At 70.6% G+C, this 25,364-nt stretch carries 27 protein-coding genes; 12 read left to right on the forward strand and 15 right to left on the reverse strand.

Annotated features, from left to right (window positions below):
- Positions 1 to 102 precede the first annotated feature (102 nt).
- The 5 genes from FCG67_RS07035 to FCG67_RS07055 all read left to right on the forward strand — a co-directional run bounded on the left by FCG67_RS07035 (position 103) and on the right by FCG67_RS07055 (position 4,307).
- Entirely contained in the window at positions 103 to 510 is a 408-nt protein-coding gene (locus FCG67_RS07035; protein WP_027501263.1) for an NUDIX hydrolase, read from the forward strand.
- A 3-nt stretch (positions 511 to 513) separates the two neighbouring features.
- Positions 514 to 1,104 (forward strand): ASCH domain-containing protein, encoded by a 591-nt coding sequence (locus FCG67_RS07040; protein WP_136908442.1) that lies wholly within the window; start codon positions 514 to 516, stop codon positions 1,102 to 1,104.
- A 202-nt stretch (positions 1,105 to 1,306) separates the two neighbouring features.
- Positions 1,307 to 1,579, forward strand: coding sequence for a hypothetical protein (locus FCG67_RS07045; protein ID WP_136908444.1), 273 nt, complete (start codon positions 1,307 to 1,309; stop codon positions 1,577 to 1,579).
- Between the two features lie 216 nt (positions 1,580 to 1,795).
- Positions 1,796 to 3,415 carry a GMC oxidoreductase gene (locus tag FCG67_RS07050; RefSeq protein ID WP_136908446.1) on the forward strand — a complete coding sequence of 540 codons (1,620 nt, stop codon included), beginning with the start codon at positions 1,796 to 1,798 and terminating at the stop codon, positions 3,413 to 3,415.
- 67 nt (positions 3,416 to 3,482) lie between these two features.
- Positions 3,483 to 4,307 carry an O-methyltransferase gene (locus FCG67_RS07055; RefSeq protein ID WP_136908448.1) on the forward strand — a complete coding sequence of 275 codons (825 nt, stop codon included), beginning with the start codon at positions 3,483 to 3,485 and terminating at the stop codon, positions 4,305 to 4,307.
- A gap of 21 nt (positions 4,308 to 4,328) precedes the next feature.
- Here FCG67_RS07055 and FCG67_RS07060 read toward each other — a convergent pair whose 3' ends face one another.
- From FCG67_RS07060 to FCG67_RS07070, 3 genes are all read right to left on the reverse strand, one after another.
- A complete protein-coding gene (locus tag FCG67_RS07060; RefSeq protein ID WP_136908450.1) occupies positions 4,329 to 5,114 on the reverse strand; it encodes a patatin-like phospholipase family protein in 786 nt (261 codons plus the stop codon).
- A gap of 83 nt (positions 5,115 to 5,197) precedes the next feature.
- Positions 5,198 to 6,049, reverse strand: coding sequence for an SDR family NAD(P)-dependent oxidoreductase (locus tag FCG67_RS07065; protein ID WP_136908451.1), 852 nt, complete (start codon positions 6,047 to 6,049; stop codon positions 5,198 to 5,200).
- 79 nt (positions 6,050 to 6,128) lie between these two features.
- The gene (locus tag FCG67_RS07070; protein WP_136908453.1) at positions 6,129 to 7,622 is read right to left on the reverse strand and encodes an MFS transporter; all 1,494 of its coding nucleotides are present in this window, start codon (positions 7,620 to 7,622) and stop codon (positions 6,129 to 6,131) included.
- Positions 7,623 to 7,779: 157 nt separating this feature from the next.
- On the opposite strand from FCG67_RS07070, the gene FCG67_RS07075 reads away from it, so the two are divergent.
- From FCG67_RS07075 to FCG67_RS07085, 3 genes are all read left to right on the forward strand, one after another.
- Positions 7,780 to 8,436 carry a TetR/AcrR family transcriptional regulator gene (locus FCG67_RS07075; protein WP_246044913.1) on the forward strand — a complete coding sequence of 219 codons (657 nt, stop codon included), beginning with the start codon at positions 7,780 to 7,782 and terminating at the stop codon, positions 8,434 to 8,436.
- A 620-nt stretch (positions 8,437 to 9,056) separates the two neighbouring features.
- The gene (locus tag FCG67_RS07080) at positions 9,057 to 9,416 is read left to right on the forward strand and encodes a CorA family divalent cation transporter (protein ID WP_136908457.1); all 360 of its coding nucleotides are present in this window, start codon (positions 9,057 to 9,059) and stop codon (positions 9,414 to 9,416) included.
- A 32-nt stretch (positions 9,417 to 9,448) separates the two neighbouring features.
- Entirely contained in the window at positions 9,449 to 9,817 is a 369-nt protein-coding gene (locus FCG67_RS07085) for a magnesium transporter CorA family protein (RefSeq protein WP_136908459.1), read from the forward strand.
- Positions 9,818 to 9,931: 114 nt separating this feature from the next.
- Here the strand turns inward: FCG67_RS07085 and FCG67_RS07090 are convergent, their stop codons facing one another.
- Together FCG67_RS07090 and FCG67_RS07095 are read right to left on the reverse strand one after the other, a co-directional pair.
- A complete protein-coding gene (locus FCG67_RS07090; RefSeq protein WP_136908461.1) occupies positions 9,932 to 11,239 on the reverse strand; it encodes a hypothetical protein in 1,308 nt (435 codons plus the stop codon).
- On the reverse strand, positions 11,236 to 12,645 hold the full coding sequence (locus FCG67_RS07095; RefSeq protein WP_136908463.1) for a hypothetical protein: 1,410 nt from the start codon (positions 12,643 to 12,645) through the stop codon (positions 11,236 to 11,238). The genes FCG67_RS07090 and FCG67_RS07095 overlap by 4 nt, the downstream gene beginning before the upstream one ends.
- A gap of 102 nt (positions 12,646 to 12,747) precedes the next feature.
- On the opposite strand from FCG67_RS07095, the gene FCG67_RS07100 reads away from it, so the two are divergent.
- A complete protein-coding gene (locus FCG67_RS07100; protein WP_136908465.1) occupies positions 12,748 to 13,500 on the forward strand; it encodes an isocitrate lyase/PEP mutase family protein in 753 nt (250 codons plus the stop codon).
- 89 nt (positions 13,501 to 13,589) lie between these two features.
- Here FCG67_RS07100 and FCG67_RS07105 read toward each other — a convergent pair whose 3' ends face one another.
- The 8 genes from FCG67_RS07105 to FCG67_RS07140 all read right to left on the reverse strand — a co-directional run bounded on the left by FCG67_RS07105 (position 13,590) and on the right by FCG67_RS07140 (position 21,566).
- Positions 13,590 to 13,961, reverse strand: coding sequence for a DUF1801 domain-containing protein (locus tag FCG67_RS07105; RefSeq protein WP_136908468.1), 372 nt, complete (start codon positions 13,959 to 13,961; stop codon positions 13,590 to 13,592).
- Positions 13,962 to 14,045: 84 nt separating this feature from the next.
- Entirely contained in the window at positions 14,046 to 15,083 is a 1,038-nt protein-coding gene (locus tag FCG67_RS07110; protein WP_136908470.1) for a DUF3089 domain-containing protein, read from the reverse strand.
- 40 nt (positions 15,084 to 15,123) lie between these two features.
- Positions 15,124 to 17,328 carry an AAA family ATPase gene (locus FCG67_RS07115; RefSeq protein WP_136908472.1) on the reverse strand — a complete coding sequence of 735 codons (2,205 nt, stop codon included), beginning with the start codon at positions 17,326 to 17,328 and terminating at the stop codon, positions 15,124 to 15,126.
- Positions 17,329 to 17,491: 163 nt separating this feature from the next.
- Positions 17,492 to 18,304 carry a CDP-alcohol phosphatidyltransferase family protein gene (locus tag FCG67_RS07120; RefSeq protein ID WP_097210335.1) on the reverse strand — a complete coding sequence of 271 codons (813 nt, stop codon included), beginning with the start codon at positions 18,302 to 18,304 and terminating at the stop codon, positions 17,492 to 17,494.
- 59 nt (positions 18,305 to 18,363) lie between these two features.
- Complete coding sequence (locus tag FCG67_RS07125) at positions 18,364 to 19,077, reverse strand: phosphatidylserine decarboxylase (protein ID WP_136908474.1); 714 nt, start codon at positions 19,075 to 19,077, stop codon at positions 18,364 to 18,366.
- A gap of 155 nt (positions 19,078 to 19,232) precedes the next feature.
- On the reverse strand, positions 19,233 to 19,694 hold the full coding sequence (locus tag FCG67_RS07130; protein ID WP_136908476.1) for a hypothetical protein: 462 nt from the start codon (positions 19,692 to 19,694) through the stop codon (positions 19,233 to 19,235).
- 58 nt (positions 19,695 to 19,752) lie between these two features.
- Positions 19,753 to 20,379, reverse strand: a complete 627-nt coding sequence (locus FCG67_RS07135; RefSeq protein ID WP_136908477.1) for a response regulator — start codon at positions 20,377 to 20,379, stop codon at positions 19,753 to 19,755.
- Positions 20,376 to 21,566: a sensor histidine kinase gene (locus FCG67_RS07140; protein ID WP_136908479.1), complete on the reverse strand. Its 1,191-nt coding sequence runs from the start codon at positions 21,564 to 21,566 to the stop codon at positions 20,376 to 20,378. Before FCG67_RS07140 ends, FCG67_RS07135 begins: the two co-directional genes overlap by 4 nt.
- Positions 21,567 to 21,788: 222 nt before the next feature.
- Between FCG67_RS07140 and FCG67_RS07145 the strand changes: the two genes are divergently transcribed.
- Both FCG67_RS07145 and FCG67_RS07150 read left to right on the forward strand, forming a co-directional pair.
- Entirely contained in the window at positions 21,789 to 22,379 is a 591-nt protein-coding gene (locus FCG67_RS07145; RefSeq protein WP_136908481.1) for a GlcG/HbpS family heme-binding protein, read from the forward strand.
- A 2-nt stretch (positions 22,380 to 22,381) separates the two neighbouring features.
- Entirely contained in the window at positions 22,382 to 23,146 is a 765-nt protein-coding gene (locus FCG67_RS07150) for an ankyrin repeat domain-containing protein (RefSeq protein WP_246044914.1), read from the forward strand.
- A 3-nt stretch (positions 23,147 to 23,149) separates the two neighbouring features.
- Here the strand turns inward: FCG67_RS07150 and FCG67_RS07155 are convergent, their stop codons facing one another.
- Positions 23,150 to 23,617 (reverse strand): SRPBCC family protein, encoded by a 468-nt coding sequence (locus FCG67_RS07155; RefSeq protein WP_136908483.1) that lies wholly within the window; start codon positions 23,615 to 23,617, stop codon positions 23,150 to 23,152.
- 101 nt (positions 23,618 to 23,718) lie between these two features.
- Complete coding sequence (locus FCG67_RS07160; RefSeq protein WP_425467805.1) at positions 23,719 to 24,897, reverse strand: PQQ-dependent sugar dehydrogenase; 1,179 nt, start codon at positions 24,895 to 24,897, stop codon at positions 23,719 to 23,721.
- A 202-nt stretch (positions 24,898 to 25,099) separates the two neighbouring features.
- Between FCG67_RS07160 and FCG67_RS24905 the strand changes: the two genes are divergently transcribed.
- Positions 25,100 to 25,258: a hypothetical protein gene (locus FCG67_RS24905; RefSeq protein ID WP_169310456.1), complete on the forward strand. Its 159-nt coding sequence runs from the start codon at positions 25,100 to 25,102 to the stop codon at positions 25,256 to 25,258.
- Positions 25,259 to 25,364 lie beyond the last annotated feature (106 nt).

A 25,364-nucleotide genomic window follows, 5' to 3' on the forward strand; every position in this document is an offset into this window, starting at 1 on the left:
GAGTTTAGTGGACGCCGTTGGCCGCTTCGCGACCCGTGCGCGGTTGGCGAGTCCCAGGACTTGCTATGTGCGCACGGGCGCGCATGCGCATACCGTGTCCGCATGGCCGAGATCAGGACCGTCGCCCTCGCCCACATCCGCGACCGCCGCATGCTGCAGGCCCGCTCCGCCGGTAAGTCCGCCTTCTACATGGCCGGCGGCAAGATCGACCCGGGCGAAACCCCGGAAGAGGCCCTGCACAGGGAGATTCGTGAGGAGCTCGACGCGGGCGTCGTCGAGGGCACGCTCAGCACGCTCGGTGTTTTCGAGGCGGAGGCCTTCGGGCACCCGGCCGGGACCCGACTGCACATGACGTGTTTCCTCGCGGACCTGACGGATGAGCCGACCGCGACGAGCGAGATCGCCGAGCTCCGGTACTTCACCGTCGACGAGTACGCCGCGATGCCGGAGACCGCACCCGGCTCGCGGCTGGTGTTCGAGCGGCTGCAGGCGCTGGGTCTGGTGGACTGACCCGTGATCTTCACCGCGGCGCACCTCGAGGGCATCAGGTCCGGCGCGGTGACGCTCGCGTTCCGGCGGTGGGACCGGGCCCGGGTGCGGGCGGGGTCGAGCCAGCGGACGGCGGCGGGGGTGATCGCGTTCGACGCGGTCGAGGAGATCTCGCCCGCGGAGGTGACGGACGCCGACGCCGAGGCGGCCGGGTTCCCGTCGGCCGAGAAGCTGCTGGCCTTCGTCGACAGGAAGGCGCACGGTCCGATCCTGTATCGGATCGCGTTGCGCTACGGCGGTGCCGATCCACGCCAGGCGCTGCGGGAGAACGCCGAGCTGTCGGACGCCGAACTCGAGAAGCTGCGGCGGCGGCTGGCGCGGATGGACGCGAACGGGGACTGGACCGAGGCCACCCTGCGCCTGATCGGCGAACGCCCCGCGGTGGTCTCGACCGAGCTGGCGGAGGCGATGTCGATGGAGCGGCAGCCGTTCAAGATCCGGGTGCGCCGGCTCAAGGAACTCGGACTCACCGAGAGCCTGGAGGTCGGCTACCGGCTGAGCCCGCGGGGCAGGCGGGTGCTCGACACCGTCTTCGCGGACGGCGCGGGCGCCTGACGATTTCCCCTTGGGTCCACGCCGTGCCGGGCACCGCGCTGTTCATTGTGTATAACGAATTATTCAGTGCCGCAGAGTATATGGATTCGTGTATCGGACCGGCTTGTGGGCAGTAGGGTGACGCGCAGCGTATTCAGGATCGGCGAAAGCCGACGCTTGCGACGCGTCCCCATCTGATCACCTGCTGAACGGAGCTTGATACATGCGCGGTCCAACGATCGGTCGTATCGCATCCATGGTCGTCGCGTCGGCCGTGCTCGCCGGTGGCCTCGCTGCCGGATCTGGCGTTGCGGGCGCCACCCTCGCCGAATCCACCCCGACGGCCGGTTCCCTTGGCGTCACTTCCGTGGCCGGATCCAACGCGGCGGCCGGATCCAGCGACATCGCCAACGATCTCCTTTTGGCTATCGAACTCGCGCTCAGTCCGAACAGCTGTCACCGCAATCCCGGCGGCTTCTGCTACGGAATGGATTAGACCCGGAGCTCGATGTCGTTACCGGCGGCGGAGAGCCGAGCTGCCAGGGCAGTTTGTCTTCCAACAACACGTCTCTTCTTGGCTCACCGAGAGCCTTGAGGTCGGCTACCGGCTGAGCCCGCGGGGCAGGCGGGTGCTCGACACCGTCTTCGCCGACGGCGCCGGCACCTGACGATTCCCCCTCCCGCCTGCGGCCGCGAGGACTAGATTCCGAAGATGGACTCGCCTCGCTTGTCCCGTCGTACCGTTCTGCGCGGTGCCGCGCTCGGCCTTGGCGCCGCGGCGTTCGGCCCGCTCGCCACCCACACCGCCGCGGCACAGGCTGCGCCGCCGGGCGGAAAGACCGCGATCGTGGTCGGCAGCGGATTCGGCGGTGCGGTGGCTGCCCTGCGGCTGGGCATGGCGGGCATCGAGACCACGGTCCTCGAGCGCGGCAGGCGCTGGCCGATCGATCCGGCGGGCAACACGTTCGCCACCCTGGATGCGCCGGACGGCCGCGCGTCCTGGCTGCACGACCGGCCGTACATCAACCCGCTGACCCAGTTGCAGCCGATCCAACGCTACGTCGGCGTCGTCGACGAGGTCAGGGGCAACGGCATCAACTCGGTCTACGGCGCGGGCGTCGGCGGCGGTTCGCTGGTGTTCGGCACCTATACCCCGCAGCCGCGGCGGCGCGACTTCGAGCAGGTCTTCCCGCGGCAGATCGACTACGGCGAGCTGGACCGGGTGTACTACCCGCGGGCACGGGCGTCGCTCGGCACCTCGCCGCTGCCCGCCGACCTGCTCGCCCACCCCGCCTACAAGGGCGCGCGGGCGTGGCTCGCCGATGTCGCGGACTACGGTGGTCAGCCGTCCTTCCACGACTTCTGCGTCGACTGGGATCTGGTGCGCGAAGAGCTGGCCGGGACGCGGCGCCCGTCGGTGACCGTCGGCGAGGGCCCGTACGGCATCAACTCCGGGGCGAAGAACAGCGTCGATCACAACTACCTGCCGAGGGCCGAGGCGACCGGCAACGTCACGGTGCTGCCGCTGCACGAGGTCGTCGAGATCCGGGAGGCGCAGGGGCAGAGCGGGTTCGAGGTCACCGTCAAGCGCATTGACGAGTACGGGCTCGTCCTCGAGCACAAACGGCTGGTCGCCGACTACCTGTTCATGGCGGCCGGTTCGTTCTACACCAGCGCATTGCTGGTGACCGCGAAGGCGAAGGGCGCGCTGCCGAGGCTGAACGAGCACGTCGGCAAGGGCTTCGGCAACAACGGCGACTTCCTCATCTCGCGCACCCTGACGCACCGCGAGTACGGCGCCAAGCAGGCGGGGCCGGGCGTCGCGGCCCTCTACGACGACGACACACCCGACGGGACGGTGGCGATGTCGTGGCAGGCGGCGCCGTTCCCGGAGATCGCGGGCGGCAACACCAGCACCAACCTGATCCAGCTGATCACGAGCGAGCGGGGTTCCATCGACTACAACCCGGCGCTCGGCCGGGCCGAACTCAACTACCCGCACGGCGAGGCCGACAGCGATGTCGACGCCCGCGGGCGTCGGTTTGCCGGCCGGTTTCACGAACGCGCGGACGTGGCGCACGGGTATCCGGCGAACGGTATCCCGGTCTACCCGCGGCTCGCCGGGTTCGGCAGCGCGGCGACCTTCCATGGCCTCGGCGGCATGGTGATGGGCCAGGCGTGCAACTACGAGGGCCGGGTCGACGGCTACGAGAACATGTACGTCGTCGACGGCTCGCTGATCCCCGGTTCCACCGCGCTGGTGAATCCGTCGCTGACGATCACCGCGGTCGCGGAGCGGTGCATGGATCATTTCCTGGCCGCCAACGGCTGAGGCGTGCGCGGTTGCCGTGTGGCGGCGGGGGGTCGACGATTGAGCGGGGAGCGGCGAAGGGGATGAGATGACCTCGAGACCGGTGGTGGTTGCGACGTTCGCCGCCGCCTTCGTCGGCGCGGCGGTGATCGCCAACAGGCTGGCAGGCAAGCCCGTGCCGTTCCTGCGGTGGTCGGTGATCCGGTTCGCGCTCGGTGCCAGGCGCCTGCTCGGCGAGGGGCAGGTCGGTGACGGCCGGGAGGAGGCGCTGGCCGCGCACGTGGTGGCCACGGCACGTCGCGGGGACATCGACGACGTGATCCGCGCCATCGACGACTTCGCGCACACCCGGAGTTTCCTGATGAACGTCGGCGACGAGAAGGGCGAGATCCTGGACGCGGCGGTGCGGAGCGCCCGGCCCGCGCTGCTGCTCGAGCTCGGGACGTACTGCGGGTACAGCGCGCTGCGGATGGCGCGGGTGATGCCCCCGGACGCCACGATCTGCACCGTCGAGATCAACCCGGCGAACGAGGCGATCGCCCGGCGGATCTTCGAGCACGCGGGAGTCGGCGAGCGCATCACCTCGGTGGTCGGGTCGATCGGAGACGGTGGCGAGACCGTGAAGCGACTGCGGAATGAATACGGTATCGATTCCGGCACAGTCGATTTCGTGTTCGTCGACCACCTCAAGAGTGCCTACCTGCCGGACCTGCTCCGCATCGTGGACGAGGGCTGGCTGCACCCAGGAAGCCGGGTGGTCGCGGACAACGTCAAGTTCCCCGGTGCCCCCGACTACCTGGCCTACATGCGCTCGGAGGAGGGCGGGCGGTGGCGGACGACGGAACACCCCACCCATGTCGAGTACCAGCGGGTGCTCAGGGACCTGGTGCTCGAGTCCGAGTACCAGGGGTAGGGCGCCTGCGGGAGCGGCTCCTCAGTCGGTGCCGTTCCACGGCCCCTCGATGCGGTCGGCGGCCGCCGTCGCCTGCCGTAGTCCGGCCTCGAAGCACTTCTCCCAGGCCGACATGTCGTGCAGGTGGGGTCCGAAGGCATCCAAGCTCGCCCGGTCGGGGGCGATGGCGAGAGGGGCGCCGCTGGGGTAGAGGTGGCCCAGCGGCTCGATGACGACCACCGTTTCCATGTCGGCCGCCAGGTCCGCGTCGGATCCGGCGCGGAAGGCGCCGTCCATGTAGCGGCGGCCGTTGATCGTGATGGGCGGGTAGAGGCCGGGCACCGCGTAACTGGAGGCGACGGCCTGCTGTAGCGAGGCATCCCCGTGCCGATCCCAGAGCGCGGGTTCTCCCGATTCCGTGTCGACCGCGGTGATCAGGAGGCGCTGTTCGGGCCAGTCGCGGGCGGTGATCAGGGCTGCGGTCCGCTCGAGATGGGTCTGTTCGGAGGGCACGTCGGCGGTGAGGGCCATCCGCCCGACCCGATGCAGCTTCTCGCCCTGCTCCAGGGCGGGATCCTGGAGCGTCGCGAGCACCTCGGTCAGCGTGCGAGGGTCGGCGGCGCTGTTCCCGGATCTGGTGAGGGTGGCCAGGCGGTCCGGGTCCTGACCGGTGGCGAGGAGGGCGGCGACGATCGCGCCCGCCGACGTGCCGATGATGAGGTCGGCGGCGGCCAGGTCCACGCCCGTACGGCGAAGACCGACGGCAAGTCCGGCCAGCCAGGCCGTTCCGACGACTCCACCGGGACCGAGTACGAGTGCACGTTTCATGAGAAAGATCTTGCTACCTCAACCGTGGCTGAGGTCAAGGCGCCGTGGCCGATTCGCATCGGGGCCAATGCGCCACGGGGTGATCAGCGTCGGGGGAGCGGCTCCACGCCTGCGAGCACCGCGCTCTCGGCGTACAGGGCCTCCTGCGCCGCGACATCGCGGGCTCGTCGGCTGACCGGGTTCGGCCGCTGCGCGGTGAGGTACTCGCCCGAGCGTTCCCGGTATTCGGGGGAGAGCGCCAGTTCGGCGCCCAGCCGACCGGCCCGGTCGGCGGAGATGAGGAACGGGCGGAGCGCGGCGTGCACGGCCCGCGGCAGTTCCCGGTAGATGTCGGAGTCGACGCCCCCCGGGTGCATGGCGTGGGTGCTCAGTCCGTCGGGCAGTCGCCGGGCGAGGGCGTAGTTGAACATCAGGTTGGCCAGCTTGGACTGCGCGTACGCGGGGAACGGCCGGTACTTCGAGCGTCCGCGGAACGTGTCGGCGTCGATGCGGCCGATGTTGTGGGCGACGGACGCCACGTGCACGATCCGCGCGTCGCCGGTCTGCTCGGCCGCGAGCCGCAGTTGCGGCAGCAGCAGGTGGGTGAGCAGGAAGGGGCCGAGGTAGTTCGCGCCGAACTGCAGCTCGAAACCCTCGGCGGTGAACTGCTGCTTGAGCGGGGAGGCGCCGGCGTTGTTGATCAGCGCGTCGACGCGCTCGTGGCGCGCGGCGAGGTCCGTCGCGAATCGGTGGATGTGCTCGAACGAGCTCAGGTCGAGGGAGAGCACGTCGACCTTTGCGCCAGGGGTCCGGCGCGCGATCTCCTCGCGGGCGGCCTCCGCCTTCGCCTGATTGCGGCAGGCCAGGCACACCGTGGCCCCGCGGGCCGCCAGTTCGTGCGCCATCGCGAGGCCGATCCCGGAGTTGGCTCCGGTGACCACAACGGTTTTCGGCATCTGTGCTCCTTGTCGCCTGGGTGGCCACGGGCCGTGTCGGAGCGTAACGCTCGAGCACGGCCCGTGGCTGCGATCCGGTTCAGTGCGCCATGGCCGGCTGCCCCTCGGCCGGGGCGGGCAGCAGACCGCGGGGTAGCAGGAACGCCGAGATCGCCGCGCCGATCACGAAAATCGCTGCGGCCCACCAGAAGGTCGTCGTGTAGCTCTGCACGGCGGCGAGGGCCGCGTTCTCCGGGGACGGCACGCGCCCGGTCATGAAGCTCGTGGCAGCGGTCGCGGCAACGGTGCTCAGCAACGCGGTGCCGATCGATCCGCCGACCTGCTGCATGGTGTTCACCGTCGCGGAGGCGACGCCCGCGTCGTCGGGGTCGACGCCCGTGATGGCGCCCTGCATGCCGGGCGCGAACACCATGCCCATGCCGAGGCCGAGCAGCACCAGCCCGGGCAGGATGATCGTCACGTAGGAGCTGTCGACCTCGATCTGGGCGAGCACCGCCAGCCCGACGGCGGCGACGACCAGGCCGGTGGTGATCAGCACCCGCGGCCCGACCCTCGGCAGCAGCACCGCGGTCGCGGTGGTCGCGGAGACCACCATGCCTGCGACCATCGGCAGGAAGGCCACGCCGGTGATGATCGGCGTGTACTGCAGCACCGTCTGCATGTAGAAGGTGAGGAACAGGAACACCGCGAACATGCCGGAGCCGGTGACGAACATCGCCAGGTAAGACCCGCCGCGGGTGCGGTCGAGGACGATCCGGAGCGGGAGCAGCGGGTGGGCGACACGAGTCTCGATGACCACGAACGCAGCGAGCAGGAGGGTGCCCGCGACCAGCCAGGTGATCGTCATCGGGTCGGACCAGCCGTGGGACTCGGCGTGCGAGAACCCGTAGACGATGCCGAAGAGCGCGGCCGAGACCGTGATGGTGCCCGGGATGTCGAGCTTGGGCCGGTGCTCCGACCGGTGCGGGGCGATCATGAGGACCGCGCCGACCAGCGCCACGGCCGCGAAGATCAGGTTGACGTACAGGCTCCAGCGCCACGACGTCCACTCGGTGAGGATCCCGCCGAGCAGCAACCCGACCGCGCCGCCCGCGCCCGCGACCGCGCCGAAGACGCCGAACGCCTTGGCTCGCTCGTCCGGCTTGGTGAAGGTGGTTGCCAGCAGCGACAGCGCAGCGGGCGCGAGCAGGGCAGCGAAGACGCCCTGACCGGCGCGCGCGGCCACCAGCATCGGGAAGTTCACCGCGGCGCCGCCGAGCGCGGACATGCCCGCGAAGCCGACGAGGCCGATGATGAAGGTGTTCCTGCGTCCGAAGAGGTCGCTGAGCCGGCCGCCGAGTAGCAGCAGGCTGCCGAATGCGAGTGCGTAGGCCGTGACGACCCACTGCCGGTCCGCGTCGGAGAAGCCGAGGTCCTGCTGCGCCGCGGGCAGGGCAATGTTCACGATGGTCGCGTCGAGAACCACCATCAGCTGGGCCAGACCGATGACGCCCAGGATCAGCCAGCGCAGTCGGTGCTCCCGTGTCGTATCTCCTGGCCCGGTCTGCGGGCGATCGGTCGTGGTCGTGGTCATGAGCGAGCCTCGCCTCGTGGAGTGGTGGAGGTTGAAGTGGAGGAGTATTCTCCACTTAGGGAACGGTAGCACTAAGCGGAGGAGTTGTCTCCACTTAATTTGATGGCTACGGCAAATCCCCTGATGGCAGATTTCGGGAATGGCAGAATCGACGATTGTGAGTACCGCCCCAGCAGCACGTCCCCTTCGCGCCGACGCCGAACGCAACCGACGCAAGATCCTCGACGCGGCGATGGACCTGTTCGCGAGCCGCGGCCTCGACATCACCCTCGACGACGTCGCGCGGCACGCCAAGGTCGGTGTCGGCACCGTCTATCGGCGCTTCACCTGCAAGCAGGAACTGGTCGACGGCGTCTTCGAGCAGAGCATGGACCAGATCGCCGAGGCGGCCGAGGCGGCGCTGCGGCGCGAGGACCCCTGGGCCGCGCTGGTCGACTTCATCGGGCTCACCAGCGAATGGATGTCGCTGAGCAGGGGCCTCGGCGACGTCTTCTTCACCAACGACGAGGGTCGCGAGCAGGTCGCGTGCGCGCGACAGCGGATCACGCCGGCGATTCAGCAGCTCGTCGACCGGGCGAAGGAGGCGGGTACGCTGCGCCCCGAGATCCAGGTAAATGACCTGTTTGCGGTCAGCTGCATGCTCGACGCGGTCATCGACTTCGGCAGGCCGGTCTCGCCCGACACCTGGCGCCGCTACCTCTCGCTGGTGCTCGACGGCATGCGCGCCGAGGGGGCCACGCGCGACCCGCTGCCGCTGGCGCCGCTGACCGACGAGCAGGTCGAGGTGGCCAAGACTGCCCGCGCCCGCGGCTGAGTGAGGCGGCCCGGCCGTCGACTGCCTCACCCGGCACTCTGGCTCGCTTGTCGATGGGACGCGCTGCGGCCCTGAGGGCCTGCTGAGCTGTGATGATCGTGAATTGGAATCGCTATGCGAAATACTGATTTTGGTATTGCTTTGCTATTCGTTTAACCTGTCTGCGGCGCGTGCCGAGCCCGTGCCCGAACTTGCGGGAGGTGGTAGGCGTGCCTGGTCTCAGATCCGAGGCGCAGACGTCACCGGTTCCGTTACCGATCCCGCTCGACGCCCGGTAGTAACGCCCCGGTGCCCATGACGGCACCGTCGGACGCCCCGCGGCGTGGCGACTCGCGTGTACAGGCCCGTCCTCAGGACCTTGTGCCTTCGCCGATCGGTTGCGCGGTGCTCGCGCCTCCCTGTTTTTTCTAGACCACGCTCCACTCAACACCGCCACGCGGTCGTGCCTGGGCTTTCGCTCACCCTCGACCGCCGGGCGGTGCGGCCTTGACGCGTGCCGTACCGCTTGATCTCCCAGCGAATACGTTCCCATCGAGGCATGCGCCGAGGATGCCCGCGCGCGCTGCGCCTGCTGTGCACCGCGTAGCTCCTCGGCATGCCGAGAAATTAAGGATTTACCCATGAGCAGCACGATGCCGACCAACGACTACGCGCAGACGACTGCCGACCCGATGGCGCCGAGCGCCCAGAACGTGGAGCTGCTACGCAACATCAGCACTGAGTTGCGCGGACTGAACACGGAGATGGAAGAAATCTGCGAGATCACGCAGGACCAGCTGAAGGTCACCGAGCAGACCCGCCGGGTGACCGCGTGGACGGCGGTCGCTGTGGTGCCCGGCGCCCTCGGGTCGCTGTACGGCTCGAACTTCGAGCACATGCCCGAGCTCAAGTTCTACTACGGCTGGCCGATCTTCCTCTGCGTGCTGGCGACCAGCGCGCTGGCCACCTACTTCGGGATGCGCCGCAAGGGCTGGCTGTAAGCCGGTTGTCGAGCTCGGAAGGGAGGAAACACATGACCACGCAACACATTCCAGCCAATCTGCGCGGGCTGACCGCGCGCGACCTGGAACACCTCAGGACCGAGGAGCTGCACGCTTTTCTCGCGGGTGTCCGCGATTACCGGGCGGGGCTCTCGCGGCTGCACCGTAAATCGGTGGACCTGGTCAAGGAGACCAGGCGCCAGCGGGTGGTCTCCGGGTGGCTCGCGGTTGGCCTCGTGCCCATCTCGTTCGGCGGGATCTACGCCGCGAACTTCAGCGACTTCGGCGGCATGCCGGAAACCAGGTGGCTGTACGGATGGCCCATCTTCGTCGGCGTGCTGGCGATCATCTGCACCACCCTGTACTTCGTGATGCGGAGCAAAGGCTGGATGAAGGTCTGACGGAGTGAGTTCGCCGCATGCTCCCCGCCATCGGCGGGGAGCATGCGGCGGCACGACAACGGCTTTCGATCGTCGGACGGGCGCGGACAGGCGGAAGTCGTTGCATGGCCCCCGCTAGGTGGATTGGTCCCGCTGCCGCAGCCGGTGGGCGGCCTCGACGCAGGCGAGGATCACCAGCGTCATCGCGAGGCTGAGTGCGAAGGGATCGGGCGGCGTGGGCGAGGCCAGCCCGCGCGGTAGCTGATCGAAGAGAGACATCTGGTCCCGGAGCCAGGTCCCGGTGCCCTGTCCTGCGATGGTCAGCGCGCTCGGGATGAACAGCACGGACAGACCGACCGGGACCGAAACCGCGCGCCGCGGCACGGCCGAGGCGAGCGCGTAGCCGGCGATCGGTGCCAGTGCGAGATATCGGATCCCCTCGATCGCCCAGGCGTCGTTGAGTCCGGCCAGTCCCGCCGCGGCGTCGACCGCGAGCAGCATGAGCCCGAGAGTCGGATTCGCCCAACGACTTCCGACGGCGGCGCCGGCGACGAGTAGCGCCAGCAGGATCGCGATCCCCGTCCACTCGCCGCCGACCGCCACGATGACCGGTGCGGCCGCTGCGAGTACCGCGGTGGCGGTCAGCAGGAACACGCCGTCCCGGCCGTCGAGTAGAAACGCGGCGATGACGATCGCCACCACCAGCAGCGCGAGCGCCGGAGCCGCGACGGACCAGTCGCCGCGGTGCCCGCCGAGGACGGCGTTGCTCACCAGCCCGGTGACGACGACGATCGCGACGGCGTAGAGCGGACGCCGCGACGAACCCGCCGGTGCCGTCGCGGAACCCCTCGCGAGCACGGCGCCCGCCACGCAGCACCCGAGTGCGGGCAGCAGCAGCCACCACGGCGGGTCGGTGACCATGGTTCCCTCGGTGGTGGGGAGGCTGTACGCGGTCCAGCCCTGGTAGTCGGAGGTCTCGGTGGTCGGGATCGGATTCGCGACGAGGTCGGCCAGGAGGAAGACTGCGAAAGCCCCGGCGGCGAGCGCGACCGCCGCGTACCGATCGGCCGCGCACGCGGCCGCGCCGCCCAGCGCCAGGCCTGCCCCGATCCCGGCCAGGTAGCTCAGCGCGATCAACCACTCGAGTTGGTGCGCCTGGGTATTCACGAGGGCGACAAGGCCCAGCACCGCCAGCCCGGAGCCCGCGACCAGGTGGGCGGCGGCCCGGGAATCCCACCGCGCCAACGCCCCCGCGACGGCAACCGCCAGCACCACACCGATCGCGGCGGCGAGGGGGCGACTTGTCATGAGCAGCCGGAGCTCGCTGTCGGTCCCGGCGATGCCGATCTGCTCGGCCACCGGCGCGGTCAGGGCCCACCCTGCGGTCGCGGCAACGAGAAACGCTGCGGCGGAGTCGAGGACGGCGACCCAGCGCCTGCTCACGCTGAATCCGGCTCGGGGGTGGCCGTCGGCCTGGCCAGCGCGCGGACGCCGACGGCGCAGGCCAGCACCGCGATCAGCAGGGCGATGCCCGCGACCCGGTCGTCGTAGGCCGGGATGTCAAAGATATCGGCGAAACTGCCGCCGGTGAACGTCGGCTCTCGTCTTATCCCAAGCATGGCCTCGTATGGCCCCCTCTGCGAGGCACTGGTGAGGGGCGCATACGCACCATCAAATGAACCGCCATACGCGACCACGCCGGTGAAGACGGTGGCCGCCGAGTGAAAGACCATGGACACGAACGGGATCCCCAGCCCCACCGCGGCGAAGGCCGCGGTGCCGGGCAGCGACGACCCGAACGCCAGTCCCGCGCCCACGCCGAGCACGGCCAACCGCACCAGCAGCATCGAGCCGTCCTGACCGAGATTCGGCCAGATCGCGCCGACCATCGGGATCAGGGCGACCACGAACAGGCCGCCGATCGTCGACCGCCACGTCATCGCCACCCGCAGGCCGATAGCGACCGCGACCGCGCCGACGAGCACCGCCTGCCAGTGCTCGATGCCGGGGAACGGCCCGCCGATATCCACCAGCACCGGCATCGAGGCCGCCGCAACGCCCGTCGCCGCCAACAGGAATCGGCCGCCGGTCGAGTCGATCGTCCGCGCGGCGAACCAGGTGAGCACCAGGACCAGCACCATGGAGAGCCCGATGACGATCCACGAGCTGACCCGAGACGTGTAGTCCTGCCGGTCGATCCAATACAGCAGGGCCCGGTTGGCCAGCGCGATCGATGCCGCGGTCGTGATCGCGAGGCGCAGTTCGCGCCCGGTGGCGCGCTGGATCCCGGTGGAGCCGTCGGCAACTGCCGCGGCCACCACGGCCAGCACCAGCATCGGTCCGAGCAGCCACCAGGACGGTTCGCCGATCGTCGAGGTGGTCTGCGCCGGGAACACCAGCTCGAAGGCGTGGGCGGTGAGGAAGGTGGCGAGCACGCCGAGGGTCAGCGCGAGCTGCCCGGCCCGCCGTCCCCACACCGTCGCCACCGCCGCGCCGAGGATCACCCCCGCGGCCACGGTCTTGACGTAGTGCACGGCGATCAGCGCGTCGATGCCGCCGACTCCCGGAACAGCGAGCCGCATTCCGAGGATCACGGCCGCGGCACCGGCCATGGCGATCCAGGCGATCCGACGGGATCCCCTGCGCTGCAGCAGGGCGTACGCGAGCACCGCGACGACGGCTCCCACCGCGACCCCCGTCGGCTGGCTGGAGATCCAGCGGCTCAGCTCGCGATCGGACGTGTAGACCGCCCAGCCGCCGCCCGGCGGATTGGTCAGCACGAAGGCGGCCAGCACCCCGCCGAACAGGGCGGTCAGGGCCGAGATGACTTCACGGGGTTCGACGGGCATTTTTCGACGCTAACCGACCACGCCCCGCCGCGGCGGCAACCGGGCGATCGTGGTCCCCGCATGCCAGGATCGTGACGACCGACTACGACGCGAGGAGCGCGCATGACTTCGATCAACGACAAGGCGACCACCCTGCTGCAGCTGCATCAGCCCGGCAATCCGGTGATCCTGCCTACGGTGTGGGACGCCTGGTCGGCAAACCTGGCCGCAGAGGGCGGGTTTGCGGCGCTGACGGTGGGCAGCCACCCGGTGGCGGACTCGATCGGCAAGCCCGACAACGAGGGCATGAGCTTCGAGGAGTTGCTGACCCGCGTCGCGCAGATCACCGCCGCCGTCGACGTTCCGGTCTCGGTCGACATCGAATCCGGGTACGGGCAGACCCCCGAGCGGTTGATCGGCGGGCTGATCGAGGTGGGCGCGGTCGGGCTCAACATCGAGGACACCGTGCACAGCGAGGGTGGCAGGCTGCGCGAGGCGCAGGAGCACGCGGACTTCGTCGGTGGGCTGCGCCGGGCGGCGGACGCCGCCGGGGTGCACATCGTGGTGAACGCCCGCACCGATCTGTTCATCAAGCAGGTCGGCGACGAGTCCGATCGTGTCGAGCGCGCGATCGCGCGGCTGAAGCTGGCCGCGGAGGCGGGCGCGGACTCGCTGTACCCGGTCGGATTCCACAGCGACGAGGTGTACCAGCGGCTGACCTCGGAGCTGCCGTTGCCGGTCAACGCGATCGCCGATCCGGTGCGCGGCGAGAAGGCGAGCTACGCCTCCCTCGGGGTCGGCCGGGTCAGCTTCGGCCCGCTGCTGCAGGCCGCGCTGGCGGTGCGTGCCAACCAGCTCCTCGCCCGCTGGATCTAGCGCACGTCTCCTCCGCGGGGTATCCCGTCAACGACACCGGGCGTCGGACCGGCACGTGAGTGCCTGCCCGCCGCCCGGTGTTTGCCGGCCTAGGCCGTGTTCAGTGCCACGGCCTCGTGAATGAGCGCCATGAACGCCTTGTCGTCGATCGTGTCGCCCTCATGGATGTCGATGGCCCGCCTGGTGTTGCCGTCGAGGCCGGTGTTGAACAGGCCCGACGGGTCGTCCAGTGAGGCTCCCTTGGCGAAGGTCACCTTGACGAACTTCTTGTATGTCTCACCGGTGCAGATCATTCCGGCGTGGTACCAGACCGGAACCCCTCGCCACTTCCATTCCTCGACCACATCCGGGTCTGCCTTCTTGATGAGAGTTCGGATGTGAGCGAGCATCTCGCCCCGCCAGTCACCGAGCTCCTCGATCCTCGCATCTATCAGCTGAGACGGATTCTCCATGGGTGCCATTCGCTCTCTACATGGTTGGTGTCGCTCGCCGGTCACTCGAGTATCCACGCGGACCACCGCGAGTGCATCGCGACGCGCAACGCGTCAGCGCAAGTAGACAGCGCTCTGGGCGCCGACGAGTTCGACCAGGTCCCGCTGCGCGAGGTTCACGTCGAGCAGGTGCAGACCCCAGTTCTCCGTCGGGAGCGCGGGCAGCAGGGCGGCCCCTCGGCCCTCGACCATCAGCACGTGTGGTCCGTCGCCCCCGGTGCACCGGGCGCGGAAGGCCTCCACCTCGCGGCCGGCGAGGGCGCCGCGGATCGGGGCATCGGCGTTGTCGTGCAGCGAGGCCGGGTTGGTGCACAGCACCTCGTATTCGGGCCCGAACGGCAGATCCGCGCGGGTGCCCGACGTCCCGGCGTTGCGCGGCGAGAGGCCGTAGCGGGTGTCGGGCGGCGGCGTCCGCGAGAACGTCGAATAGGCGATGACGCACCCGGTCTGGGCGGGGTCGGTGCAGGCGGGCACCGAGTCGAAGTCGCCGCCGAGGGTCGCGCCCTTGCGGACGAGCACGTCACCGCCGAGCAGCAGTGCCGAGACCAGCTGTGACTGGACGGGTTTCCCGTCGATGCGACTGTGGATCAGCGTCCGCAGCATCCGGGTGCCCTGCGAATGGCCGATCAGCACCACCCCGCGGCCGTTGTTGTGATGGGCCAGGTAGTCGGCCCACGCGCGCTCGACGTCGTCGTACGCGAGATCGAGCGCGGCGCTGCGCTCCTGGGCCGTCCCGGTGAACAGCGCGCGCAGGGTGACCTGCCGGTACACCGGAGCCCACACGTTGCACTTCTCACCGAACGGCTCCGCCTGCATGCGGGCGACCGTGCGCAGCTCGGGTGAGGCGTCGAGGTTCGCGTTCACGGACTGCTGCAGCGACGCGGTGGGATACACGTAGAAGCAGTCGATCGGTGCGCCGGATCGTCCGCCGCACGGGTCGTCGGTCTGGCCGGGCCTGCACAGCCAGGTGGTCTCCGACTCCTGCGGCGGTGCGGCCGAGGCGTGCGGAGCCGCGATCGCGACGGCTCCGACGAGCACGAGCAGGGTGGTGCAGGCGCGAGCGAGCGGGCGGAACGGGTGGCGGCTCGGCATGCTCACGGATGCTAGTCCCGTGGCGACCCGGCCGGTAGCCTCAGCGTTTCTCGGCGTACGCCGCGAGGTGCGCCACCTGCTCGGGGTCCAGGGACGGGCGGACCGCCTTCCTGGCCGCGGCGACGTCGGCCGCGGTCACGTCCGCCGCGTCCACGCTGCGGCGCATGGCGGCCAGCGCCGCCTCCCGCAGCAGCGCCGCGCAGTCCGCCGCCGAGTACCCGTCGAGATCCTCGGCCAGCGCGTCGAGGTCGACGTCCGCCTGGAGCGGTATCGACTTCCCGGCGGTCTGCAGAATCTGCTTGCGCGCCTCGGCGTCCGGCGGCGGCACGAAGACCAGCCGCTCGATCCGGCCGGGGCGCAGCAGCGCCGGGTCGATCAGGTCCGGCCGGTTGGTCGCGGCGAGCACCACCACGTCGCGCAGCGGTTCGACCCCGTCGAGTTCGGTCAGCAGCGACGCCACCACCCGGTCGGTGACGCCGGAGTCGGAGCTCTGTCCGCGGCGCGGGGCAAGCGCGTCCACCTCGTCGAGGAAGATCAGCGAGGGCGCCGAGTCGCGGGCCCGCTGGAACAGCTCGCGGACCGCCTTCTCCGACGATCCCACCCACTTGTCCATCAGCTCGGCGCCCTTGACCGCGTGCACGCTGAGCTGGCCGGAGCTGGCGAGGGCACGGACCACGAAGGTCTTGCCGCATCCGGGCGGGCCGTACAGCAGCACCCCGCGCGGCGGGTCCACTCCAAGGCGGGCAAAGGAATCCGGGTGCTGCAGCGGCCACAACACCGCCTCGGTGAGGGCCTGCTTGGTCTCGACCATGTCCCCGACGTCGTCGAGGGTGACGCTGCCGATCGCCAACTCCTCGGTCCCCGACCGCGACAGCGGGCGGATCACGTCGAGGGCGCCGACCAGGTCCTCCTGCAGCAGGTTCGGGTCCTCCCCGCTGCTGCTGGCCCGCGCCGCGGCCCGCAGCGCCGCCTCCCGGACCAGGGCGGCGAGGTCGGATGCGACGAAACCCGGTGCCCGCGCGGCGATCTCGTCGAGCTTGAGGTCGGTGGTGGGGACCTTGCGCAGCATCAGCTCCAGCAGCGCCCTGCGCAGCCGGCCGTCGGGCAGCGCCACCGTGAGTTCGCGGTCGCACAGGTCCTGGCCGCGGACCCGGTCGTCGAGCGAATCGGGATGCGCGGTGGTCGCGACGAACGCGCACCCCGGGGTGTCCACCGCGCGCCGCAGTTCGTCGAGGATCAGCGTGGAGACCGGTTCCGGCTCGGCGGGCAGCAGCGCGTCGATGTCGGTGATGAGCAGCACCCCGCGCTCGTGCGGCTCCCCGGCCGCGGCGCCGATGAGGCGGGCCACCGCGTCCGACACCCGCTGCAGCCGGGTGGCCGAATCGAGCGCGCCGATACCGGGGCCGTCCAGCGCGACCACGGTGCGCTCGGCGAGTACCGCCCGCGCCAGTGTCGCCTTGCCCACCCCGCCGGGCCCGGTGATGAGCACGCCGAGATGCGGCGACGCCCCGAGCGTGTGCAGCAACTCCGGCTCGTCCAGTGCCAGCTTCAGCCACTCACTGAGCTTGGCAGCCTGGGCACCGACGCCGACCAGGTCGGCCACCGCCACGGGTGCGGGCGCTGTTGCGGGGGCCAATGCGGCGGGCGTCTTGACGGACGGCGCCGCGCCGTCACCAGGTGCGGCGCCACCGATGCCCCAGCTGACCGCCGAATTGGGTTGCACGCTCACCGGTCCCGTTGGGTCGACGGACGTCACGGTGAGCAATTCCGAGGTCCAGGCGACACCGAAGGTGCGCGCCAGCGATTGCGTCGCGCCCGCGGTGCTGGTGCCGGGGCCGAGGTCGCGGGGGAGCAGCGAGACCGTGTCGCCGACGGTGAGCACCTTGCCGAGCAGAGCCTGCCGCAGCGTGGTGTCGGGGATCGACGCAGCCGCGAGGGCCGACCCGTTGACGGTGACGGACCTGGCGCCGTACACCGTCACGGGTGAGAGCACCACGCGCGCATTCTCTTTGAGCCCGGCGTTGGAGAGGGTGACGTCGTCGAACAGCGCGGTGCCCGTCGGGGTGGATGCGGGCGCCAGCGCGACCACGGCGGCGGTGCGCCTGGCGCCGATCACGGCGATGCCGTCCCACTCGCGCAGCCCCAGCGCGGCCAGCGCCTCGGGGTGCAGCCGCACCACGCCGCGGCGGGCATCGGAGGCGGAGGTGTTCAACCGGGCGGTGAGCGCGAGTTCCGGAGAGTTCACGTGGACCAGCCTAGTGCGCGGCCGGGTCTGCCGGACTCCGCGCGGTACCGACCGATTCGCACCGGAAATGACGAGATCGCACAGCGGTTGGGTGTACAACGGCTGTGCGATCTGGCGAAAAGGGTGCGTCGTCGGCGATGGTGACGCCGACGACGCGGCCGGGCTACCGGGGGCGGCGCAGTCCGAGACGGGCGGCCGAGACCCGGCCGCCGTCGCCCGTTGGTGCCCGCCGGATCGCCCGTCGCTCGGCCGGTTTGACGTCCCACACCTCGGGGCGCGCGGCGACCCAGCGCTTGGAGCGGACGGCGAACGGGATGTGCACGAGGTACGCGAAGACCAGCACGATCATCAGGACGAACGGGTAGGTGACCAGGGCGGCCGCGACCAGTGCGACGACCACCAGCAGCGCCGCGGCCATCCGCTTCGGCACGGCGAAGGTCTTCATCGCGAGGGTGGGCACCCGGCTGACGATCAGCGCGGCGGACAGGATGGTCCAGATGGCGACCACGTAGAAGGACGACCACCAGCCCTCGCCCCACTGCACGAAGGCGGCGAGCGGGGTCAGCGCGATCAGCGCGCCCGCAGGGGCGGGCACACCGACGAAGAACTCGCTCGCGTAGGCGGGCGCCGAGTCGTCGTCGAGCAGGGTGTTGAAGCGGGCCAGCCGCAGCACGATGCTCACCGCGTAGACCAGCGCGATGATCCAGCCGGCGCTGCCTGCGTCGAGCAGCGTCACGTACAGCACCAGGGCCGGGGCGACGCCGAACGAGATGGCGTCGGACAGCGAGTCGAGCTCGGCACCGATCTTGCTGGTGGCGTCGAGCAGTCGCGCGATCCGGCCGTCCAGCGAGTCCAGCACCGCGGCCGCACCGATCATGGCGAGGGCGATGCCGAGCTTGCCGTCGAGGGCGAACTTGACCGCGGACAGGCCGCCGCACAACGCCAGGATCGTGATGGTGCTCGGCAGCAGGAACAGCCCGGACGCGGCCGTTCTCCTGGCCGTGACCGCCGCGGCGACGGTGCGCTTCGGCGTGTTCACGGGAGCTGGGCGAGGACGGTTTCGGCGCCGATGGCGCGCTGACCCCGCTCCACCATCAAGGTGGTGCCCTGAGGGAAGTAGGTGTCCACCCGGGACCCGAATCGGATCAGGCCGTAGGTGTCGCCGATCGGGAGCCGGTCGCCGACGTTGGCATCGCACACGATGCGCCGGGCCAGCAGTCCGGCGATCTGCACGACGGCGATCTCGTGACCGGCCTCGGTGCGCAGCAACATCGAGTTGCGCTCGTTGGCATCGCTGGCCTCGGCGAGGTCCGCGGAGAGGAACTTGCCGGGCTTGTGGACCACGGCGAGCACCTCGCCCGCGACGGGGCTGCGCTGCACGTGCACGTCCAGCACCGACAGGAAGATGCTCACCCGGGGGACCGGGGCGTCGCCCATGTTCAGCTCGGCGGGCGGGACGGCGGTGTCGACGAGGGCGACCTCGCCGTCGGCGGGGGAGACCACGACGTTCGCGCGGTTCGGCGGCACCCGGTGCGGGTGGCGGAAGAACGCGGCGCTGGCGCCCGCCGCTGCGAGGCCCGCGCGGCGGACCCACTTGCGGTTGCGCCCGAGCAGCGCGACCGTCAGCGGCGCCACGACGAAGGGGATCCCCGCCGGATGCAGCGGCGGAACCGTGTTGCGGACCAGTTCCGCGACGTGCGCGATACCGGTGGTTTGCGGGGTGCCAATCGGGATGGGGCGGCGGGCCACGGGCTCCTCTTACTGTTTCGTCTTGCTGTCCGGCGAGAACGTGCGCCCGGACGGCTTCGAGGCCGGGCTCGGGCACCCACAGGCTAGCCGAGACGGGCCAGGAAGGGGGACCCGGCCGCCGCTGAGCTGGGTGAACGGGTCCGCCCCCGGTTGTCTCATCCGGCCTGCGAGAGCCGTTCCCGCAGCCGGGCGATGCCGCCGCGGACGGTCGCGCCGTAGCCGTCGTCCGACAGCGTGGACACGCACGCCTCCGCGCGCTCGAGGTGCGCCCGCGCCCGGTCGTCCTGGCCGAGCTTGGCGTAGTCGGCGGCGAGGTTCAGGTGCAGCGACGGATAGAAGCCCGCCACCTGCAGCGACGAGTGGTGCCGCTGGGCGCGCTCGTCGGTGAGGGAGTCCGCCGCCTCCAGCGCGCGCAGGTCCCAGTCGAGCTCGTCCGCCGGCTCGTCCTGCACGTCGGCCATGTAGTGGGCGATCGTGACGGCGTGCAGCGGATCCCCGTCGGGCCCGGTCCGTTCCCACAACCTCGCGAACGCCTCTCGGGCGCCCGCCCGATCGCCGCCGTTCGCCAGTTCCTGCGCGGCCATGATGCCGGTCATGATCGGGTCCGCTTCGCTCATCGTCTGCCTTCCGTCGGGTGGGAGCACGACCGTAGGCCGGGCCACCGACAGCGGGCCGTCAGCGAATCCCGTCGCGGCGCAACGCGACCGAGACCGCCGCTGCTCTGGTGTCCACCCCGAGCTTGGCGTAGATGTGCGCGAGGTGCGTCTTGACGGTGGCCTCGCTGATGAACAGCCGCTTGCCGAGTTCCTTGTTGGTCAGGCCCTCGGCGAGCAGGGTGAGCAGTTCGGCCTCGCGTGCGGTGAGCGCCTCGTCGGGGCGTCGCATCTGCTGCAGCAACCGCGATGCCACCGGGGGCGACAGCACGCTCTGACCCGCGACCGCCCCACGGATGGCGGCGAAGATCTCCTGCGGCGCCGAGTCCTTGAGCAGGTAGCCGATGGCGCCGGCGTCGATGGCCCTGACCACGTCGGCGTCGGTGTCGTAGGTGGTGAACACCAACACGGGCAGCGTGGGGCAGGCGGCGCGGATCCGGCGGATCGCCTCGACACCGTCGATGCCCGCGCCGAGCGCAAGGTCCATCATCACCAGCCGCGGGCCGAGCTCCACGGCCATGTCCACGGCCTGCTCGCCGGAATCGGCCTCGCCGATCACCTCGATGTCGGGCTGCGAGTCAAGCAGGGCCTTCAGCCCCGCCCGCACCACCAGGTGGTCGTCGACCAGCATCACTGTCGTCGCGGTCATCGCTCGCCTCCGTAAGGGATCTGGGCGGCGACGACGGTGCCCTCACCGGGGGCGCTCTCGACGGTGAGCGTGCCGCCGAGCGCCTGCACCCGCTGCCGCATCGCGCGGAGCCCGAACCCGCCGGTCGGGGAATGCTCGCCGACGGCGTCGGCCTCGAAGCCGCGGCCGTCGTCGAACACATCGAGGGCGACGGCGCCGGGCAGGTAGGTCAGGGTCACCCCCAGAGTCTGCGCGTCCGCGTGCCTGGACACGTTCGACACCGCGCTCTGGGTGATCCGCAGCAGCGCGTGGCCGACCTCGGCAGGCAGCGCGGCCGGCGCCCCGATCACCCGCAGCTGCGCGGCAGGGAAGTGCCCGCGCGCGGCGCTGAGCAGGGCCGCGTCCAGGCTCTGCGTCTCGAGATTGGGGGAGGCCAGGTAGTGCACCAGGTTCCTGGTCTCGGCGAGGTTCTCGCGCAGCGACGCGGTCGCGGTCCGTACCTCCTCCCGCGCGGGTGAGTGCGGCTGGTCCCAGGCCAGGTCCGCGGCCTCGAGGTGCAGCAGGCTGCTGGTCAGGCCCTGGGTGACGGTGTCGTGGATCTCGCGGGCGAGCCGTTCACGCTCGGACAGCACGCCCGCCGCGCGCTCGGTCTCGGCGAGCCGCGACTTCGCCTCGGCGACCTGTTCGAGCAGACGAACCCGTTCCCGGCTGTCCCGTTCGATCTGGCCGTACGCGATCACCACGAGGGCGCCTGTGCAGATCGGGCCGATCAGCACGGCCCACTCGGTGCGGCCGCTGAAGTTGAAGAAGGCGACGCTGGTGACCACGGCGAGCCCCGCGACGATCAGGTACGCCGTCCTGTTCGAGAACGCGCGGGTGCAGAGGAAGAACATCGGGAACGCGCACCACGCGAAGCTCGGCGCCAGCCAGACCAGCACCGCCCAGGTCGTGAGCACCGGCCACACCCAGGGCTGCCAGGCGCTCGCCCGGCGGGACAGGATCACGGTCACGGCGTAGAGCGCGGCCAGCGCGACGATCAGGGCAGCGACGATGACGAACCGGCCGCTGACCCCGTGATAGGTCAGGTATCGGGCGGTCGAGGTCGCCAGCAGCACGTAGAACGAGACGTGGATCGCGACGTCGAGCGGTCCGCGGGAGTCCCGGTCGGCCGGGACCTGGTCACCGCGGGCAGTGGTGGGACTGGACATCGCCACGATCCTACGGAGCGGGCGCCGCCGCCGGATCGGCCATTCGGATGATCTCGGCGCCCCCGGAAGGCTGATCGGGAGGCAGACATCGGCCCGATGCGGGTGAGGGGACCCGGCCGCGAGGCTGGAATCCGTCAGCCCGACTGTGCGCGATCGGTACCCCCCCCATCGGGGTGAGACACGCGCACGGTCGGTCACCTCGCCACCGAAAGGCCAACCACGATGAACCGCTCCCGCCGACTGCCCAAGGCCCTCGCCGTCACCGTCCCGCTGGCTGCGGTCCTCGCCACCGCCGCCTGCGGTAGCGGGATCGACGAGAAGGCGGCGTCGGCCGCCCCGGTCACCACCGCCGCGGTCGCGGCGCCTGCCGCAGGCGACCAGGCCGCGAAGGGCACGGCGACCGCGAACCGGTTGACCGTCGGGACCGCAGGCGCGGCCGCGCAGGCCGCGCTCGCGAAGTGCCAGGCCGACGGGCTCGGCTTCGTCACCGTGGCCGTGGTGGATCGCAACGGCAACGTGCAGGCGATGCTGCGCGGCGACAACGCGGCCCAGCACACCGTCGAGGCGGCCCGGCAGAAGGGCTACACGGCAGCGGCTTTCGGCGCCAACACCAGCGATCTGGCCGGTCGCGCCAAGGGCGACGGCGCCACCGTCGCGGACCTGGACGGCACCCTGTTCCTGCCGGGCGGCGTCTCCGTGAAGGCGGGCAACGCGTCCATCGCGGGCATCGGCGTGGGCGGGGCCCCCGACGGCATGGCCGATCAGGCCTGCGCCGCGGCCGGTCTCGCGGCCATCGCCGGGTCGCTGGGGTAACGGTGAACGCCAACCTGAGGCGCGCATCGGCCGTCGTCGTCCTGGCCGCAGCGGTGGCCGCGGGTGCCGCCTGCGGCGGCCAGGAGCAGGCGGTCGGCGCCCCGCCTGCCACCACCCAGGTCTCCGCGTCGGAACCCGCGCCCGCGCCGTCGCCCGAGACCGTCCCCGCCTCGACCCCGGAGCTCGAGCGGTCGTTGTTCGCGGCGGTCCGGGCCGATGATGCCGACGCGGTCCGCGCGGCGCTGGCGGGCGGCGCGGCGTTGGAGGCCCGCGGGGCCGGCGGCCGGACCCCGCTGGTGGCCGCGGCGAAGTCGAACTCGGTGGACGCGGCCCGGGTGCTCATGGCGGCGGGCGCCGACGTGAACGCGAAGGACGAGATGGAGGACTCGGCGTTCCTGTACGCCGGGGCCGAGGGGTACGACGAGATCCTGGCGTCGACGCTGGCGCACGGCGCGGATGTGGCCGCAACCAACCGGTTCGGCGGCACCGCGCTGATCCCGGCGGCCGAGCACGGGCACGTCTCGACGGTGCGGATGCTGATCGGGGCGGGCGTGCCGGTGAATCACGTCAATGAACCGGGCTGGACCGCGCTTCAGGAGGCGGTCGTCTACGGCGACGGATCGGCCCGCTATGTCGACGTGATCGGGCAGCTGCTCGCGGCGGGCGCCGACCCCGCGATCGAGGACTCGGACGGCCGGACCGCACTGGAGAACGCGAAACGCCGCGACCAACGAGCGGTCGCGGCGCTGCTCGGGGACGAGCGCTGACGGTCAGGCGCGTGCGGTGGCCGCCGCTTCCACTGTCGACTTGATCTTGGCGAGGGTGGTGTTCATGCCGGCGATCATGTCGATCTCGAAGTCAGCGGTGCCGCCCATCATCTTGTCGATGAGGAACGACGAGATCTTGGTGGTGCCGGTCGGCGCCTCGCGACGCTCGGTGAGGCGGGTGCCGGTATCGGTGGCCTCGAGCGCATAGGTCCAGATGGTGTGGTTCTCCACGACCCGCCAGGCGATCGCCTTGTTCGGCTCGAAGCGGACCACCTTCGCGGTGGTCGGCCAGACCAGCAGGCCCTTCTTGTTCAGGTTGAACGTCTTGGTGCCGTGGGTGACCTCGCCGAAGACGTGCATCCGCCGACACTGCGGGCTCCACTCGCCCATCCGCTTGAGGTCCGAGACCACGGCCCACACCGCGGCGGGGGGAGCGGCGATGTCGATGCTCGCTTCGAGGGTGTTCGTCACTGGGCTTCTCCGGTTCTGAGGGATTAGTGCTACGCACCGTTACGGATATCTTGCCCGATCGCGGCCGTTCGTCAAGGCCCGATCTTGGCACGGCTCTTTTGTCAGGGGCGCGGAGTCAGCCGGAGCACGACGTCGTCGTCGCCGTTGTCGGTGGTGACGAGCAGCGTCCCGTCGGGCTGTCCGCTGACCGTGCGGATCCGGCCGTACCGACCGTCGAGCAGGGAGGCCTGCCGCTCGACCCCGAGGCCGTCCGGGGTGAGACCCAATAGCATGACCTTCTCGCCCTGCTGCGTCCCGACGGCGAGTGCGCCCGACCACTCGCCCCAGTCGGGGCCGAGGAGAAACGATCCGCTGGCTGTGGCGAGGGTGGGGGTGCCCGAGCTCCACACCGCCTCGCGGGCGCCGGGGACCCGGTCGGTGTCGGTCATCGGCACGGCCTCGATGTACCGGCCGGGTTCGAGGTCGGGCCGCCAGCCGTAGTTGCCCGCGGGCACAAGCGCGTTCACCTCGTCGTCGCGGTGGGTTCCCTGCTCCACCGAGTACAGCTGCCCGCTGCCGGGGCGGAAGCTGAGCCCCTGCACGTTGCGGTGGCCGAGTGTGTAGACGGGGCTGGCCGGATCGGGGTTCCCGGCCGCGGGGGACCCGTCGGTGTCGATATGCAGCACCTTGCCGCCCAGCGAGTGCGGGTCCTGCGGGGCCGTGGGGATGGTGGCGTCGCCGGTGCCGACGAACAGGGTGCCGTCGGGTGCGGGGAGGATCCGGCAACCGGCATGCCGCCCGCCCGTGCTGGGCAGGCCGGAGAGCACCACGCCCGTCCGCGTCAGTGCTGTCCACTCCGGGTCCACCGTCCAGGACAGCAGTCGGACGTCGATCGGCCCGTCGCTCCGGTGTCCCTGGCAGGTGAACACCCGGCGGTTGCTCGCGAACCCGGGATCGAGCGCGATGCCCATCAGGCCGGTCTCCCCGGAGACGTAGAGGTCGGACAGGTCGGCGGCCGGCGTGGTGACCGAGCCGTCGGGCCGCCGAGCCACGAATCCGCCGCCGCGCTGCCCGGTGAGGAGGGTGCCGTCCGGCGCGACCGCGACATCCCATGGCTTGTTCAGGCCGGTCAGGAGCTCGGTCACCTCGACGGTGGGCGGGGCGGCCGCGACCGCGCTGCGTGCGGCGGAGGTGGCCCCGTCGGAGATCCCGGGTGTGGTCTCGGGAGAGGTTGTGTCGGTGGCGGTCGCGCAGCCGGCGACGAGCAGCACGAGGGCAAGCGCGGCAAATCGATCGCGCACGGGCCACCTCCGGATCTTCCGGTGCACGAGCTGTTTCCAGGGTATCGCCACCGGCGAACCGCTCCACGGGTCGTTGCGGGGGCACTGCGTGCAAATGAGTGCCCCTCAGGGGTGGATTTCGTTGTAATGCCGGGTGGATGATTGACGATGAAATTGGTATCCACGCAGTACTTGACCCACGCAGACACCGGAGTGATCCGTCGTGAAGATCCCAGTCGTTCTCCAGCATGTGCGACACGAAGCCGTCCCGATCCTCGAATCGGCCCGGATGAAGGGTCGTCCCAAGTCCTGGCCGGGTGAACAGCTCGAGCGATTGCTGACCGACGGCGAGATCCAAGACATCGAGCGCGGTCGGTTCTGACCCACTGCTTCGGCTCGAGCGTGCAGTTCCCGTCGCCCCTTCCCGGGGAACGCGCACGTAGGTGCACTCTCGCCTGACCAAGTTGTTCTATTGGAACTAGAACAAT

Origin of the sequence: Rhodococcus oryzae (assembly GCF_005049235.1) — a bacterium.
Classification (GTDB): Bacteria; Actinomycetota; Actinomycetes; order Mycobacteriales; family Mycobacteriaceae; genus Rhodococcus_G; species Rhodococcus_G oryzae.